The organism is Rosenbergiella collisarenosi, assembly GCF_018494085.1.
Taxonomy (GTDB): domain Bacteria; phylum Pseudomonadota; class Gammaproteobacteria; order Enterobacterales; family Enterobacteriaceae; genus Rosenbergiella; species Rosenbergiella collisarenosi.
This window is the reverse complement of record NZ_JABBFP010000004.1, coordinates 221,876-237,574: the sequence shown is the minus strand read 5'-3', so window position 1 is coordinate 237,574 and position 15,699 is coordinate 221,876. Positions and strand designations below refer to the sequence as shown.

The 15,699-nt window shown below is 51.8% G+C and carries 16 protein-coding genes and 1 pseudogene; 13 read left to right on the top strand and 4 right to left on the bottom strand.

The features are described from left to right. Nucleotides 1-108 precede the first annotated feature (108 nt). Nucleotides 109-2,268, bottom strand: coding sequence for a beta-glucosidase family protein (locus HGT70_RS09015; protein WP_214195641.1), 2,160 nt, complete (start codon nucleotides 2,266-2,268; stop codon nucleotides 109-111). A 77-nt stretch (nucleotides 2,269-2,345) separates the two neighbouring features. Further along, a complete protein-coding gene (locus tag HGT70_RS09010; protein ID WP_214195640.1) occupies nucleotides 2,346-3,302 on the bottom strand; it encodes a LysR substrate-binding domain-containing protein in 957 nt (318 codons plus the stop codon). A 267-nt stretch (nucleotides 3,303-3,569) separates the two neighbouring features. Between HGT70_RS09010 and HGT70_RS09005 the strand changes: the two genes are divergently transcribed. The 11 genes and pseudogenes from HGT70_RS09005 (at nucleotide 3,570) to HGT70_RS08955 (ending at nucleotide 12,942) form a co-directional block, all read left to right on the top strand. Next, nucleotides 3,570-3,905, top strand: coding sequence for a cupin domain-containing protein (locus tag HGT70_RS09005; protein WP_214195639.1), 336 nt, complete (start codon nucleotides 3,570-3,572; stop codon nucleotides 3,903-3,905). Between the two features lie 147 nt (nucleotides 3,906-4,052). Beyond that, nucleotides 4,053-5,069, top strand: coding sequence for an MsnO8 family LLM class oxidoreductase (locus HGT70_RS09000; protein WP_071432307.1), 1,017 nt, complete (start codon nucleotides 4,053-4,055; stop codon nucleotides 5,067-5,069). Between the two features lie 169 nt (nucleotides 5,070-5,238). Next, a pseudogene (locus HGT70_RS08995) lies at nucleotides 5,239-6,538 on the top strand (LLM class flavin-dependent oxidoreductase); the annotation flags it as partial. Nucleotides 6,539-6,581: 43 nt separating this feature from the next. Then, on the top strand, nucleotides 6,582-7,514 hold the full coding sequence (locus HGT70_RS08990; protein WP_425328685.1) for an ABC transporter substrate-binding protein: 933 nt from the start codon (nucleotides 6,582-6,584) through the stop codon (nucleotides 7,512-7,514). 9 nt (nucleotides 7,515-7,523) lie between these two features. Then, a complete protein-coding gene (locus HGT70_RS08985) occupies nucleotides 7,524-8,036 on the top strand; it encodes a GNAT family N-acetyltransferase (protein WP_214195636.1) in 513 nt (170 codons plus the stop codon). A gap of 9 nt (nucleotides 8,037-8,045) precedes the next feature. Beyond that, nucleotides 8,046-8,984, top strand: a complete 939-nt coding sequence (locus HGT70_RS08980; RefSeq protein ID WP_214195635.1) for an amino acid ABC transporter permease — start codon at nucleotides 8,046-8,048, stop codon at nucleotides 8,982-8,984. Beyond that, on the top strand, nucleotides 8,968-9,747 hold the full coding sequence (locus HGT70_RS08975) for an amino acid ABC transporter ATP-binding protein (RefSeq protein WP_214195634.1): 780 nt from the start codon (nucleotides 8,968-8,970) through the stop codon (nucleotides 9,745-9,747). The genes HGT70_RS08980 and HGT70_RS08975 overlap by 17 nt, the downstream gene beginning before the upstream one ends. A 9-nt stretch (nucleotides 9,748-9,756) precedes the next feature. Next, nucleotides 9,757-10,653 (top strand): transporter substrate-binding domain-containing protein, encoded by an 897-nt coding sequence (locus tag HGT70_RS08970; RefSeq protein ID WP_214195633.1) that lies wholly within the window; start codon nucleotides 9,757-9,759, stop codon nucleotides 10,651-10,653. 70 nt (nucleotides 10,654-10,723) lie between these two features. Then, nucleotides 10,724-11,290, top strand: coding sequence for a YceI family protein (locus tag HGT70_RS08965; protein ID WP_071432293.1), 567 nt, complete (start codon nucleotides 10,724-10,726; stop codon nucleotides 11,288-11,290). A gap of 146 nt (nucleotides 11,291-11,436) precedes the next feature. Further along, nucleotides 11,437-12,360 (top strand): kdo(2)-lipid IV(A) palmitoleoyltransferase, encoded by a 924-nt coding sequence (gene lpxP / locus HGT70_RS08960; RefSeq protein WP_071432291.1) that lies wholly within the window; start codon nucleotides 11,437-11,439, stop codon nucleotides 12,358-12,360. Nucleotides 12,361-12,447: 87 nt separating this feature from the next. Next, nucleotides 12,448-12,942 carry a GNAT family N-acetyltransferase gene (locus tag HGT70_RS08955; protein WP_214195632.1) on the top strand — a complete coding sequence of 165 codons (495 nt, stop codon included), beginning with the start codon at nucleotides 12,448-12,450 and terminating at the stop codon, nucleotides 12,940-12,942. Nucleotides 12,943-12,977: 35 nt separating this feature from the next. Here the strand turns inward: HGT70_RS08955 and HGT70_RS08950 are convergent, their stop codons facing one another. Further along, on the bottom strand, nucleotides 12,978-13,439 hold the full coding sequence (locus tag HGT70_RS08950; protein WP_157725381.1) for a hypothetical protein: 462 nt from the start codon (nucleotides 13,437-13,439) through the stop codon (nucleotides 12,978-12,980). A gap of 307 nt (nucleotides 13,440-13,746) precedes the next feature. On the opposite strand from HGT70_RS08950, the gene HGT70_RS08945 reads away from it, so the two are divergent. Then, nucleotides 13,747-13,974 carry a type II toxin-antitoxin system HicA family toxin gene (locus tag HGT70_RS08945; RefSeq protein ID WP_425328683.1) on the top strand — a complete coding sequence of 76 codons (228 nt, stop codon included), beginning with the start codon at nucleotides 13,747-13,749 and terminating at the stop codon, nucleotides 13,972-13,974. Between the two features lie 65 nt (nucleotides 13,975-14,039). Next, complete coding sequence (locus HGT70_RS08940) at nucleotides 14,040-14,447, top strand: type II toxin-antitoxin system HicB family antitoxin (protein ID WP_071432285.1); 408 nt, start codon at nucleotides 14,040-14,042, stop codon at nucleotides 14,445-14,447. A gap of 343 nt (nucleotides 14,448-14,790) precedes the next feature. On the opposite strand, the gene gsiD is transcribed toward HGT70_RS08940, so the two are convergent. Beyond that, complete coding sequence (gene gsiD, locus HGT70_RS08935; protein ID WP_214195631.1) at nucleotides 14,791-15,699, bottom strand: glutathione ABC transporter permease GsiD; 909 nt, start codon at nucleotides 15,697-15,699, stop codon at nucleotides 14,791-14,793.

Below are 15,699 nucleotides of genomic sequence, written 5' to 3'. Positions count from 1 at the left end.
AGGTAGCCGCTCTGTTCGAGACATTGCTGGCTTCTGTCCTTGGCATCCTCGAAGGATAAAAACGTGCCTACGTACTCCTTGATCCCTCGCAATGCGGTGAAATGAAGGTTAGTGCCGTGGATAACCGAAGGATTGTGCTGCGAGGGTCACTGTCGCAGTCAATCCGACCGAACTGGCATCGCTAGCTTGATAAATCTCCACCTCTTCGCCAGTTATCGACCAATGCTGTTGCGTGCAGTCCCATTGTGCGATCACCCGCGGTTCGATACCTAAATCAATTCGTTGTGACTCGCCAGCGTCCAAAGTTACTTTCTTAAATGCGACCAAGCGCGAAGGATAGCGGCCGGAGACGGGTCGCAGATAAATCTGCACCACCTCGCTACCGCTCCGCTCGCCGCTATTGGTGAGCGTAACGCTTGCCGAAATCTTGCCGTAAGTTTGGCTAAGCTGTAGGTTCTCATAGCGAAACTGAGTGTAGGAGAGGCCAAAGCCAAACGGGAATAGTGGTTTATGTTGCTGGCGTGCAAACCAGCGGTAGCCGACATCGGCGCCTTCCACATTATAATCAATCTCAAACACTTCACCGGTGATCTCGACACCAGGCAAAGAGGTGGTGGTGTTAGGGTCTTTCTGGGTAGGATGTGGAAGCTGCTGATCATCGGTAGGGAAGGTAATGGGTAAACGTCCCGCTGGATTGACTCGCCCAAATAATACTCCGGCGATCGCCTCACCGCCACCGGAGCCAGGGTACCAAGCCTCGAGTAGCGCCGGGACGCTCTCTAGCCACGGCAAGGTGACCGCACCACCGGTCTGCAGTACTACGATAACGGTCGAATGTACCGCAGAGAGCCGGGTAATTAATTGATTCTGATGTGCATCTAGGCTAAGTCCCTGTGCATCGAGAGCCTCCGAGCGCCACTCTTCGGCGAAAACAATTACCGCATCGCTGCCCTCGGCAGCGGTTAAGGCCTCGTCGAGCGACTCACCGGAGACGAAATCGACCCGCTTAGCCAGTGAGTTATGGCGAATCGCCGCAAGAGGCGAGCTAGGGTGATAAACTTTCGGCGTTTGGATACCCATGAAGTCAACGCCTTCAAACTGTAAGCTCCCCTGCGGCGTTACCGCAGACGAACCGCCCCCCGCTAGTACGCCCTGATCGGCATGTGCTCCCACCACCAGTATGCGCGATAATTCAGGTGCGAGGGGCAACGTATTGCGATCGTTTTTGAGTAATACAATGCCCTGTTCGGCTTCGCGCTGGGCGATGAGTTGGTGCCAACTATAGTCGATAGGTCGACCGCGTTGTGCCGGGTGCTGGATCGCGCCGCAGGCGAAAAGGCTGCGCAGGATCCGGCGGATCATCTCATCAATCTTGGTCGCCTTGATCTCGCCCCGATCGACGGCCTCTCGTAGTGGACGATCGAACCATACCTGCTGATCGAGATTAGCGCCGGACTGTACATCCAATCCTGCTAAGGCGGCTTTAGTTGCAGAGTGCGTTGCGCCCCAATCTGACATAACCCACCCGGGATAGCGCCAATCGCCCTTTAACACCTGCGATAGGAGGAAGGCGTTCTCCGATGCCCAGTGACCATTTATTAGGTTATAGCCGGGCATCACGGCCCCCGGCTCGCCGATTTCAATGGCTAATTCGAACGCTAACAGATCGGATTCACGTAGCGCCGACTCGTTTAATCTCGAATCGGCAAGCACTCTTCCAGTTTCTTGGGCATTTACGGCGAAGTGTTTTACTGTTGAGACCACATGCTGTGACTGGATCCCACGCACGCTATGACCCGCAATAATACCGGTCAGCAGTGGATCTTCGGAGATATACTCGAAGTTACGGCCTCCCCGTGGCTCGCGAATAAGATTAGCACCACCGGCCAGTTGAACATTAAACCCCTTACTAAAGGCTTCACGCCCTAGCAGCTCTCCGCTTGCTTCTGCGAGCTGTGGATCGAAGGAGGCTCCCAACGCTAGGCTGCTCGGCAGCGCGGTAGCATGGTCTCCTGGGCGTACGCCGCCTAACGCGCTAACACCTAGGCTGGCATCACTTTGCTGCAGCGCTGGAATACCGAGTCGTGGGATCGCAGGATAGTAAGCTGCCGAGCCTATCGCCTCCGGCGGTAGCTTGTCGTCTTTCGTTAAGGGGATCGCCATCGGGCCTGATAGCCAAGCAAATTTCTCGTCAGTGGTCATCGCCGCGACGACCGCTGCAGCTTGTTGGTCGGGCGTTAATCCAGGTTTTTGCCAGGGGTAAGACATCACATAAGCTCCTAAGCGTTGGCGAATTCCTTTTAGCTTAGTCGCCGATGCGATGAAAAAAGGGGGGATCCGTGCGCTTAAATTTGGAAATCGTAACTAAACTCAGGGCTATCGGTAATCCCGCGCGCGATCTGTTTTAATTCGTCTTCAGAAAGATTAGGGTTACACAACGTCATGAATTGCCAGAGATAATCGCGTTGTAATTGCCCCTGTTTTACGCCAAGCCATACGGTATTGCTATTAAACAGATGGCGGGCATCCAACGAGATCAGGTCGGGATCATCCTTATCGGCCGCGGTTTCAGCGATAATCCCGATGCCCATGCCAAGGCGAACGTAGGTCTTAACCACATCCGAATCTTGGGCGCTGAGCACGACATTTGGCAGTAGCGAGACGGTCTGAAATGCTTCATCGATCACCGAGCGTCCAGTCATTCCGGCGCGGTAAGTCACGAGCGGCCAGCTTGCCAGCTGTTCTAGGGTTAATTCCTCTTCCTGCGCTAAGGGGTGATCGTGCGGGACTAAAATTCGGTGATTCCATTTAAACCATGGGAAGGTCGTTAACTTTCCACTGTGCGTTAGCCCCTCGGAGGCGATACCAATATCGGCCTCGCCAGAGATGACCTGATCTCGGATCTCTTCCGGAGTTGCTTGGTTCAATACGACCTGAATATGCGGATAACGGCTACGAAACTGTTTTAAAATAGTCGGCAGAGAGTAACGCGCCTGAGTATGGGTTGTCGCGATAGTTAATACACCCGCCTCTTGAGCGGTAAAGAGTTGACCTAATCGCTTCGCTTTCGCAGACTCGTCCAAAATTCGTTGGGCAATGACCAGCATCTCTTTTCCAGGCCCGGTTAGACCCAGCATCCGCTTGCCGTGACGAATAAAGAGTTCCACCCCTAATTCATCTTCAAGCTCCCGAATATGACGGCTAATCCCCGACTGCGAGGTAAAAAGCGTTTTGGCGACTTCGGTTAAATTACACTGGCAGCGGGCGGCTTCGCGAATAATTTTAAGTTGCTGGAAATTCATAGGACCTACTCTTCAGGCATTCAATAGGTCTCACAGTAGAGAATTAAACGCGGTTAAATAAATAATTAAAATGCAAACGTTATATCACAACGATATAACGGCGATAATTATCGGCCTATTATATATCGAGCAATCTTAATGCATTTTTTTAGATTAAAAACAGCATAAAATTCTATTAAGCCGCTAGGCTGAGGGTTAGTTAATAATTAGATTTATTTAGCGAATTTTGTATTATCACCCTTCCTATCCAGTAGAGAGACGACGAATATGATCGACAAAACGACGGCAGAACATTATCAATGGGGTGACAATTGCGACGGTTGGTATCTGGTTAAACAGCAAGATCTATTAATTATTCATGAAAAGATGCCACCTAACACTGCGGAACAGCGACACTTTCATCATCATGCACGGCAGTTTTTCTTCGTTCTGTCTGGCGAGCTGACGATGGAGCGACAAGGTGAGGTGCAACGAATTACGGCCCAGAAGGGAATAGAAATCCCCCCGCAGGTGGTGCATCAAGCACGCAACGAATCGCAGGCAGCGGTTGAGTTTCTCGTGATCTCCCAGCCGTTGACACGGGGAGATCGGCAGGAGTGTTAATAAAAGACGCGCGGGTTTATTAATAAAAATACTCAGTACGCTTTTTATGTTAGCCAAATAAGTGCTTTATAAGCGCTAATTTGATATTTCCTCACGCGGTTCTTTTCTTTTAAAACTAAGGCATGGTGATTAATTAAGAGAGTCGCAATGTCTTTTCGTCTCAGCGTTCTAGATAAATGCCCGCGTCGTGCGGAGGAGTCCAGCCAGCAAGCGTTACATAATAGCTTGGCACTGGCGCGGCTTGCGGAACAGGCGGGTTATTATCGTTACTGGGTCGCCGAGCACCACAACGCCCCATCGCTGGCGAGCCCTTCCCCTGAGATTGTCCTCGCCTGGCTGGCCGCGCAGACTAAAACGCTACGTCTAGGGTCGGGTGGGGTGATGCTCCAACATTATAGCCCGTATAAAGTGGTAGAGAATTTCCATTTACTCGCCGCTATGGCACCGGGGCGTATCGACCTTGGGGTAGGCAAAGCGCCAGGGGGCTTACCGGCCTCTACCCGTGCACTGCAGGGTGAAGTCGGCGCACAGCGCGGTACATTCGCCCAACAATTGGCGCAGGTCGATCAATTTCTCCTCAACACCGAGGCCTCGCTACAGGCCACGCCCTTACCGCCGAGTACGCCGCCACGCTTCCTACTCGGCGCTAGCTACGATAGCGCGGAGCTTGCTAAATCTCTTGGTTGGAATTTCGTTTTTGCCGCCCATCTCAATGGAGATGACCAACAGCTCGCGACCATTACCCAATTCTGGCAGCAACATACTCAGCAGCCGACGATCGTCGCGGTACAGGTGGTGATTGCCAGCGATAGACAACAGGCGCAGATCCTAGCCGATACGCTCGAGACCTGGCAGCTAATACTGGCGAACGGACAGCGTGTCAACCTTGCCACGCAGCAACAGGCCGCCACCTTTGCGCAGCAGGCGGGCAGTGAAATCGTTAGCCTGGAAAGAAAATACCCGACGCTTCTCGTCGGTAGCGGGGAAGAAGTCTTCGATACGCTCAACGCCTTACACCAGCGCTACGCTATCGACGAATTTATTATCGATCTACCGATCAGTGATCCTATTCATCGGCTGCAAGCCCTGACTCGCTTAGCCGCAAGTCAGCAAGCCTCACGGCGGTTAGCCCGTGTCGCGCACCCTACAGGAGCCACCTTATGAACAATATTCTCCACGCTTTTGCCGCATATTTCGATCATTACTATGCTGATGAGCTCCCCCTGATGGCAAGTTCTAACTCTTGCCTCCTACTGTGTTACTGCGGCTACTACTAACGCTCTTCGCCTTCATTTGTTTCATTGATTAACCGCCTTGTTGCGGAGGACCCCTTATGTCTAGCACTCGACAACTACGCTTAGGTACTATTTTGCATGGCGCATCTGGCAATATGTCGGCTTGGCGTCATCCAGCGGTCACCGCCGATGCCAGTATTAATCTTGAGTTTGTAAAGCAGACGGCGCAGCTCGCCGAGGCCGGGAAGTTTGATTTTATCTTTGTCGCCGACGGCCTCTATATCAACGAAAAATCGATTCCGCATTTCCTTAATCGCTTCGAACCCCTCACGGTACTGTCGACGCTGGCGGCCTTAACCTCGCATATCGGTCTGGTCGGGACGGTCTCTACGTCCTACAGCGATCCTTTCACCGTGGCGCGGCAGTTTGCCAGCCTCGATCACCTGAGTGGCGGACGGGCAGGGTGGAACGTTGTCACCTCTCCGCTTGAAGGGTCTGCCCGTAATTTTTCTCGGGCGAAGCATCCAGAGCACGCGCTGCGCTATCGTATTGCCGACGAATACCTGCAAGTCGTAAAAGGGCTATGGGACTCGTGGGAGGAAGGGGCGTTTGTACGTGATAAAGAAAGTGGGCAGTTTTTCGACCCGGCTAAACTGCATCCTCTTAACCACAATGGTGAATTCTTTCAGGTGGCTGGGCCGCTTAATATCGAGCGTACGCCACAGGGGCGGCCGATTATTTTTCAAGCAGGTGCATCGAGTGACGGTAAACAGTTGGCCGCTCGCCACGCCGATGCGATTTTTACTCATCAGCAGACGCTCGAGCAAGCGCAGCAATTCTATCGAGACGTCAAGCAACAGCTTCCTCGCTACCAACGTAACCCTGACGATCTCCATATCTTCCAAGGGGTCTCTGTGTTAGTCGGCGAAGACGACGCCGATGTCGAGCGGCAATACCAGGACACGGCAGCGTTAGTCTCGATCGACGACGCATTGAACTATCTGGGGCGTTATTTCGAGCATCACGATTTCAGTCAATATCCTCTTGACGAGCCATTTCCAGAGCTGGGAGCGTTAGGGGCTAACAGTTTTCGTAGCACGACCGATGAAATTAAGCGCGAGGCTCGCCAGCGCCACTTAACGTTACGCCAAGTCGCGCTGGAGGCGGCCACCCCGCGGCCTCTGTTCCATGGAACGGCTTCGCAGGTCGCGGATGGCTTACAACGTTGGTTTGAACAACAGGCAGCCGACGGCTTTATCATTCAAGGGGCGACACCTGAGGTCTTAGCAAGGGTAGTCAACGATGTAGTACCTCTGCTCCAGCAGCGAGGGCTCTATCGCCACGACTACCCAGGGAATACCTTACGTTCTTCCCTCAATTTACCGTTACCTGAAAATACCTTTACGACAGCGACCAACGCTCAGGATGTAGCATGAACAATATTAGGACTTTAGCCTTACTGATCTCGACAACACTCTTCGCGCCGCTTATTAGCCATGCTGCCGCCCCGACCGTTAATGGCACGACGATCAACCTGCAGGCTAATCTGACCCCGATTACCACCGCTGCAAATCCGGCGGCTATCGCCAAGCTACCTAATGGGCTTAAGTTAGCCCATCCCGGCGAATTTACAGTCGGTATTGCGGCGGACGGTGCCGCTCCCTTGATGGTCTTCGCCGATGATAATAAGACGCTGGTGGGCAGTGAGCCGGACATTGCCCGGTTAGTCGCCTCGGCGCTAGGGCTAAAATTACGCATCGTACCGACTTCTTGGGAGGACTGGCCGCTCGGTGTGACGAGTGGTAAATACGATGCGGCGATAAGTAACGTGACCGTCACTAAGGCGCGCAAGGAAAAATTCGACTTCGCGACCTATCGCAAAGACCTGCTTGGTTTTTATGTCCCGACGCACAGCTCCATCACTACAATCAGCCGGGCGGCGGACGTTGCCGGCAAACGGATTATTGTTGGCTCAGGAACCAACCAAGAGGCGATCCTGCTCGCCTGGAACCAAGAGAATATCAAAGCAGGATTACCCGCATTGACTCCTATCTATATGACCAGTAGCGCCGCTCAGACGCTAGCCCTGCAATCTGGACGTGCCGATGCCTGGTTTGGTCCAAACGTCAACGGCGCTTGGCAAGCGACACAAACTGGGCGCACACATTTAGTGGGTAACGTGGATGGTGGCTGGCCGCAGGCGGCCCATATCGCGGTCACCCTGAAGAAGGGTAACGACCTTGCCCCTGCAGTGGCGGCGGCCATCGATGGCGCGATAAAAGACGGTAGCTACCAGCGTGTATTAAATCGTTGGGGTGAGGGGATTGAAGCTATTCCCGCCTCAGAGGTCAATCCAGCAGGATTAGGCGATTAAGGGGGAGCTATGTTAGCAGAAGGTTTTCGTCAGGTATCACCCGAAGATAAGCATCTTGAACCGATCCTCACCGGTCTATTCGCCGAATATAGCGCGCGGTACGGCGACTATTTCTCCCGGCACAATGAGGTTGAACTAACCCAGTGGTATTTGCCTCCACAGGGCCTCTTCCTCCAGCTTGAGCAGGACGGCGAGATTATCGCAACCGGCGCGTTTAAGCCTTACGACGCGACGACGGCCGAAGTGAAGCGGATCTGGACCCGTCGAGAGTTACGCGGGCAAGGAATTGCCGCGAGAGTCATGCGCCAGCTCGAGCGTAGCGCTTGGCAGGCCGGTTATCGGCATATTTACCTCACCACCGGGTTTCGTCAACCGGAGGCGGTGGCCTTATACCGTTCATTAGGCTATCAACCGCAGTTCGACGTCTCGCGTGACTTCGAGGAGTATGGGCACCCCCCTTACGATGGCCGCTTACGCTTTACCAAAACACTTAATTTTACCGCCGAGCGCGATGTCGCTTAAGGAGCCGTCATGTCTTCCAAACCCGTACTGACTATTGTTCCGGCCCGTCATCCTTGGCGAATTGTTGGAGGAATTGCAGTTCTATTCATCGCGGCAGTCGTGGTCCAATCTATCGCCTTTAACCCTCGCTGGGAGTGGGGCGTCTTCCGGCAGTGGTTCTTCAACCCTGTAATCCTCGAGGGGCTTGGGCGAACGCTGTTATTAATGGTCTCTAGCGCACTGCTGAGCATCGTGGTCGGGGGGCTATTGGCACTGGCGAGAATGTCGGATTCCTACTTACTGCGCAGTCTCGCTTGGGGCTACATCTGGCTATTTCGTTCCCTTCCCCTGATCGTCGTCTTGATTATTCTCTATAACTTTTCTTACCTCTACGACACGCTAAGCTTAGGGATCCCATTTACCTCGCTGAGCTTCGGGCATTTTCAGACCATCAACGTATTAGGCCAGTTCTCGTCAGCGGTAATCGGGCTTACCTTGGTACAGAGCGCCTATACGGCTGAGATCATCCGTGGCGGCTTTATGAGTGTCGATGCCGGGCAATATCAGGCAGCCGCGGCACTCGGGTTATCGTCTTGGCGTCGTACACGGCGGATTATTCTTCCTCAGGCGCTACGGGCGATCCTGCCCGCTGGATTTAACGAAATCATCAGCCTCGCGAAAGGAACGTCGGTGGTGTATGTATTGGCGATGCCGGAATTATTTTATACCGTGCAGATGATCTACAACCGTAACCAAGAGGTCATCCCCTTACTGATGGTGGGCGCGGCATGGTACTTGGTGATCACCAGCGGACTATCGCTGCTGCAATATGTCGTCGAGCGAGCTATCTCCCGCAGCGAACGGCGCGTTGTGGTCAAGCATCCTGCTAGAACGCGACTTAACCGCTATCTTCCATTACGTTTTGTCACTCGTCAAAAAGTGGAGGCCGCTCATGCTCACACGCGTTAATGCTTTAGGGACTATTTCTATTAGCAATGTCAGTAAGCGCTATGGGACATTTCAAGCCTTAAACAACGTTAACCTAGCGATTCCTGCAGGCTCTGTGACGGTCATTATTGGCCCGTCAGGATCGGGGAAATCGACGCTACTGCGGACCATTAACCATTTAGAGCGGGTTGACCAAGGATTGATCAAAATCGATGATGAGTACATTGGCTACCGACAAAAGGGTGACAAGCTTTATGAGCTTAAGGAGAAGGCGATCCTCAAACAGCGGACGCAGGTCGGTTACGTTTTCCAGAGTTTTAACCTCTTCCCGCATCTCACCGCCCTAGAGAATGTAGCGGAAGCCCCGATCGCGCATAAACAACTATCACGCAAAGCGGCTCATGCTCAAGCGCTGACGTTACTTGAGCAGGTGGGGCTGAAACATAAGGCCGATGCTTGGTCTCGCCATCTCTCGGGAGGGCAGCAGCAGCGCGTTGCCATTGCACGGGCATTGGCGTTACGACCGAAAGTCCTACTGTTCGATGAGCCGACGTCGGCGCTCGATCCAGAGTTAGTCGGGGAAGTGCTCAACGTTATTGAACAGCTCGCTCGCTCTGGGAAAACCTTAGTTATCGTGACGCACGAAATTGCCTTTGCGCGCAAGATTGCCGACCAAGTCGTCTTTATGGTCGAGGGTGAAATTGTGGAGCAAGGCCCAGTAGAGCAGGTGTTGGATGCCCCACAACACAGTCGAACGCGCCAGTTTCTTGCACAAGTCTTATAGGGAGTGCCGATGCGCAATAACCTGTTATCAATACTACTGCTATCGACCGCTTTTCATGCCCACGCCGCGGTCAATCTCAGTGCGAACGAACAACCGTTGACTATCCCTGCTGATCCACAGGCCATCGCGCTGCTGCCGCCTCATTATCAGTTTGCGCATCCCGGTGAATTGACGGTAGCGGTCTCGGCGCAAAACTCGCCGCCGCTGTCCTTACTCGCTAGCGATAACCGCACGCGTATAGGGAGTGACATCGATATTGCGCGCTTGCTCGCGCAGAGTTTAGGCCTAACCCTCCGTATTGTGCCGGTATCGTGGGAAGAGTGGCCTTTAGGGATCACGAGCGGACGTTATGATGTCGCGCTGGTGAATATCGCGGTCACCGAACAGCGCAAGCAACGCTACGACTTCGCGACCTATCGTACCGACTCCTTAGCGTTTAGTGTGAAAAGCGATAGCCCGATCACTCACATTTCTCGTTCACAGGATATCGCCGGGAAACGTGTCATCGTCGGCTCGGGAACCAATCAGGAACGGATCCTATTGGGGTGGAATGATCAGCTACGACAACATCACCTGCCTGTCGCAACACCGGTATACCTCACCGATGACGCAACCACCACACTCTTTCTACAGTCTGGGCGCGCCGATGTTAATTTTGGTCCGCAAGCCGCTGCCGCGTGGAAAGCTGCGCTGAACGGGCGAACTAAGGTCGTTGGGTATAGCCCGAAAAAAGCGTGGGTCGCAACGACGACGCGTAAGGATAGCGGTTTAGTCATTGCTTTGAATCGGGCGCTTAACGATGCCATTGCGCAGGGAAATTATCAAAAAATTCTCACACGGTGGGGAGAACAGCAAGAAGGCGTCATTCAATCGCAGATTAACCCTCCCGGCATTACCTATCCTTAAAAATTATTTCGCTCGGCGCTTCACTCCACGCTAAGCTATAGGCTTAAGGTTAACGGCCGGGGTTGAAACCATGTATCGTGTTGGAGTCTTACTGCTTGCAGGGTTCGGAGGCATGTTCTGCGCCAATGCCGCGCCCCTCTCTTTCCAGCTAGCGGACAGTAGCTATGTTCTATTACGCTGGCAAATGATCGGAAAGTCCGACTACCATGCGCGGATCACTGGGCTACAAGGGGATATTGTGGTCGATCCCGATCACGATGTTGCCGACCGTCTACGGGTCGATATGCCGATAGCACAACTCGATGCGCACCACCGCGTGCTTACGTGGGCATTAAAAAGCCATCAATTTTTCGACCAAGCGAACTATCCCGCGGTAACCTTCACCAGTAGCCGAATTATCGATATGGGGGAGGGACGCTATCGGGTTCTTGGGTCTTTGAAAATTAAACAGATTACTCGACCCGTCATGCTCTACGGTAAACGCAGTGACGATTCGCGCTTAGTTAGCAGTGGCGGATATTTACGTCTTTCTGGTACTATAACCTTATCGCGCCAAGCATTTGGTATGGGGCAGTATCCTGCGTTAGTTGCCGATCCTATCAATGTTGAGATTGTCTTAATCGCCACAACGCCCTAATTTCCTCCGGATACATTTGCTTTCATTATTTCACGCAACGTTGCGGTGACATTTTCCGCTTTCTGCGGTCAAACTAGCTATTGAGGCCATACGTTGCCAAGAAATGTGGAGTTTCTGGCGTAGAGGCTTCTCTCATTGAAGGCTTTATGAAAAAAACTGGGCAATTTAAGTTCAAAATCTTACATCCTCGCTACTGGCTGACGTGGTTCGGCCTGGGTGTGCTCTGGCTCCTAGTGCAACTTCCTTACCCTGTGCTTATTCGGCTTGGGGCAAAAATGGGTAAAATCTCTCGTCGAGTATTAAAACGTCGAGAAGTCATCACCCGCCGCAACGTACAACTCTGTTTTCCCGATATTCAGGCGCAAGAGCTTGAGGTGTTAGTTTCCAAAAATTTTGAATCGTTAGGTATGGCGCTGATGGAAACGGGTATCGCATGGTTCTGGTCCGATAAACGTGTACGTAAGTTCTACTCCGTCTCTGGCCTTAACAATCTGCAACTCGCCCAGCAGGAGCAGCGCGGTGTAATGGTTATCGGTGTCCACTTTATGTCTTTGGAGCTGGGTGGTCGCATTACTGGACTCTGTCAACCGATGATGGCGATGTATCGCCCTCATAACAATCAAGCGATGGAGTGGGCGCAGACTAAAGGCCGTATGCGTTCTAATAAGGCGATGATCGATCGTCGCGATCTGCGCGGCATGGTGCATGCTCTGAAACAAGGCGAAGCGGTGTGGTTCGCACCGGATCAAGACTACGGTCCAAAGGGTAGCGTGTTTGCGCCGCTCTTTGCGGTAGATAAGGTCGCGACCACTAACGGCACCTTCGTATTATCGCGCTTGGCTAAGCCGTCGATGTTAACCATCGTGCTGATTCGTAATAGCGATAAGAGCGGTTATCAACTAATTATCCAGCCACCGCTGCAGGATTACCCTTATGACGATCAACAAGCGGCTGCGAGTTATATGAATAAAGTGATCGAAACTGAAATATTGCGGGCGCCGGAGCAGTACCTATGGCTGCACCGCCGTTTCAAGACTCGCCCGCCGGGCGAAGTCTCACTTTATACCTAGCAGAGAAAAGCGCCGATAAGGCGCTTTTTTTATGCGGCAACGTCATGAGCTCGACTATAGTTACCCCATCAGTATTAACGGGGCATTATGATGGATATTACGCAGTGTGGGCCAGACGAGTGGGCGGATCTTGTCGATATATTTTCTGAGATGGAGCGTTATCACCATCCGCAAGCGATTATCGCCGCCGAGCAGATGGCGAAATATCTTAAAGAGCGCGTTTTTCCGGCTAACTCGGGGACAGAAATCTATAAAGGAATGAGCGATGGACGTATTGTCGCCTTCGCGTGCGTCACCATTCTGTACCCGGTTCCTCGCTATAGTGGTCAGATGTTTATTAAAGAACTGTTTGTCTCTCAAAGTGCTCGTCGACAAGGGCTTGGTCGGCAGATGATGCAATTTATTGCTCAGCGCGCGCAGCAGAAGTCCTGTACACATCTGGATTGGTTATCAGTACGCGATGACAAGTCAGTACAGAGCTTCTATGCGTCTCTTGGCGCTAAAGTGGTGGAAGAGGTTAACTATCATCGCCTCGACCACCATTTTCTTACTCAGCTTGCGAGTAACCAAGATGCGGGATAGCCCATCAGGGTTACGCGTTTAAAGCTGAATAGTGATTATTTCTTGTTAGCCAGATAGTGGTTTAAGAAATTTTGCGCATCCCCTTGCTGAGACAGACTATCGCTATATGCTAAATTTATGGCGATAGGTTCATTCGGTAAATAGAGTTCGCCGTTATTCTGTTTCAAGATCAATACGACGTGGCGCTTGCCTCCTGTAGTCACCGAGTAACGCAGCTCGTCGTTAACCCGCGTGATTTTCATCTTCTGGATCAGGAGATTCCAGTCGTGGTCGACATCTTCGATTTGTACTAATGCCTCGTGGGCCTTACGGTCACCAATTCTCAAGGTCCATATTTTTATGCCCTGATCGCCACGGTAGGCAATAATCCGCTCAGCGACCTCGGGGCGGGGCCCTGCATGGCTGGTAAGCGAAAAAAAACTCAGAAAGAAAAGGGTGGTCAGGGTTAAGAAGAAGGGCTTACATTTTTCACGGAAATAAGGGGTCCAGTTATTCATAATCGCTCCTTGCGTTAAATGAAGTAATAGTATGAAAGTTGAGGTAACCCTTGTGAAGGCGATTCCTTCTGGCGTAAATAGGTTTTGAGAAAAAAGCCGAGTCAGGAAAGAGTTAGCTGCGGGGATGAGAGGAAAAGAGGGCCCTGGATGGGCTAATGCTAATCGTTTAAGGAGTAGCTTACCGATCTGGTGGCTCATGTAAAAGGGTTCATGTTCAACACGGACCCTTTTTAGTAGTGCGTCAACGCTTCCTTAGACATATTTGTGGGTATTATACTCATAAGTAGCTTGATTACCCCCTTTTGTTATGGGTACTATACCCATATGGAAGCGACAAGGAGTGTCGATGCAGAGTAGAGAGTTAATACGTAGGCTAAAGGAAGATGGTTGGGTAGAAGTGAGTCAAAGCGGAAGCCACCGGACATTTGCGAAGGAAGGAGTTCGGGAAGTAATCACAATTCCGCATCCCCGCAAAGATTCCTCAAAAGGAGTAATTAGACAGGCACAGAAATACTCTGGTTTGAAATTACTCTGAGCAGAGCGCGGCGAAAGCCGCCTCTTTAATGCTCTGCATCAGCCCAAATACAAAAGAGGTCTAGCATGATATATCCAATTTTTATCTTTAAAACCGAAAGCGGCGAGTTTGACGGTTACTTTCCTGACGTGGAGGGGTGCTTCTTTTCTGGCGAGACATTCGAAGCGGCTATGAAAGATTCAGAGTCAGCATTTGCTCAACATTGTGGTGTATTGGTTGAACGTGGTGAATTTGTCCCCGCGGCTGCTGATCCGTCTTCTTATCTAGGCGATCATCGGCTACATGAAGACGATGGATTTTTGGCGTTCGTAAACATCGATCCAACAAAATACGAGTCAAAAGCAGAGAAGTTTAATCTAACGATGCCTCGTAATCTGATTAGTGCGATTGACCGCTACATTGATAAATCAGGGGTGTACAAAAACCGTTCTGCATTTCTAGCAGAGTTGGCCAGGAAAGAAATCTCCCGATAGTCCACACAAAAAAGCCCTGGTAGTCAGGGCTTAATCAGAAAAAGATCATTTAGTCGCATTCATTATAAACAATATCCAATTGTCGATTTGCGAGTATATTTTTTCACCATTAACGTAATGATAAAAAACCATCCGATCGCACTGCACCCACTCATCCTGTCATACTTGCGTAAGCCTACGTTAAACTTCTCACGGATTCTCAGAAACGGCGCTTGCCCGTTGTAAAGGCGAACTAGGCGAAGCGCACTGGCAATAATATCGTGCGCGTTGCTGATAGGTATTAATCGGTCGGCGCAGCTGTCTTTAATGAGCGCCGTTTCAAAGCCAGTATTCCTCTGATTATCTATTGCTTACGTAACTTAGGGTCGAGCGCATCGCGCAGGCCATCACCCAATAGATTAAAGGCGAGAACGGTCAGAAAAATCGCCAAAATTGGGAAGAGTGCGACATGAGGCGCCATAACCATGTCAGAGCGCGCTTCGTTGAGCATAGCTCCCCACTCTGGGGTCGGCGGTTGCGCGCCTAAACCGATAAACGAGAGGCTGGCGGCCGAGATAATCGATACTCCAATACGTAAGGTAAAAAAGACGACGATCGAAGAGAAAGTGCCCGGCAGGATATGCTTCAGTAAAATATGCGTATTCGAGGCACCGATACTGCGTGCCGACTCGACCCACGTTAGCTGTTTTAATACCAGCGTATTGCCTCGGACTAGCCGGGCAAAGGCGGGGATACTAAAAATTGCGACGGCTATCACCACGTTCGACATTCCAGGACCCATTAGCGCGACGACCGCAATCGCCAATAGAATACCAGGGAAGGCGAACAGTACATCGCAAATACGCATAATAATCCTATCCGCCCACCCCTCATAATAGCCCGCGATTAACCCAAGTACCGTACCGATTATCGAGCCCAAGGCGACGGAGAAAACCCCGGCTAACAGGGAAATACGCGTTCCTAAAATCACGCGGCTGAAGATATCTCGGCCTAGCGCATCCACGCCAAACCAATGCAACAGGCTCGGTCCCTGATCGATACGGTCGTAATCGAAATAGTTTTCCGCATCGAACGGCGTAAGCCAGGGTGCAAAAATAGCCACAAGGAACAGCGCGATGACAAAGACTGCGGCGATCACCGAGACCGGCTGCTGACAAAAACGCCGCCAAAACTCGCGTAGCGGCGGTTGCGGCGTATGCGGATCGAGAGTCGGTAAAGCCTTTAATGCCGCTGCGCGGCGCCAATTTTTCAT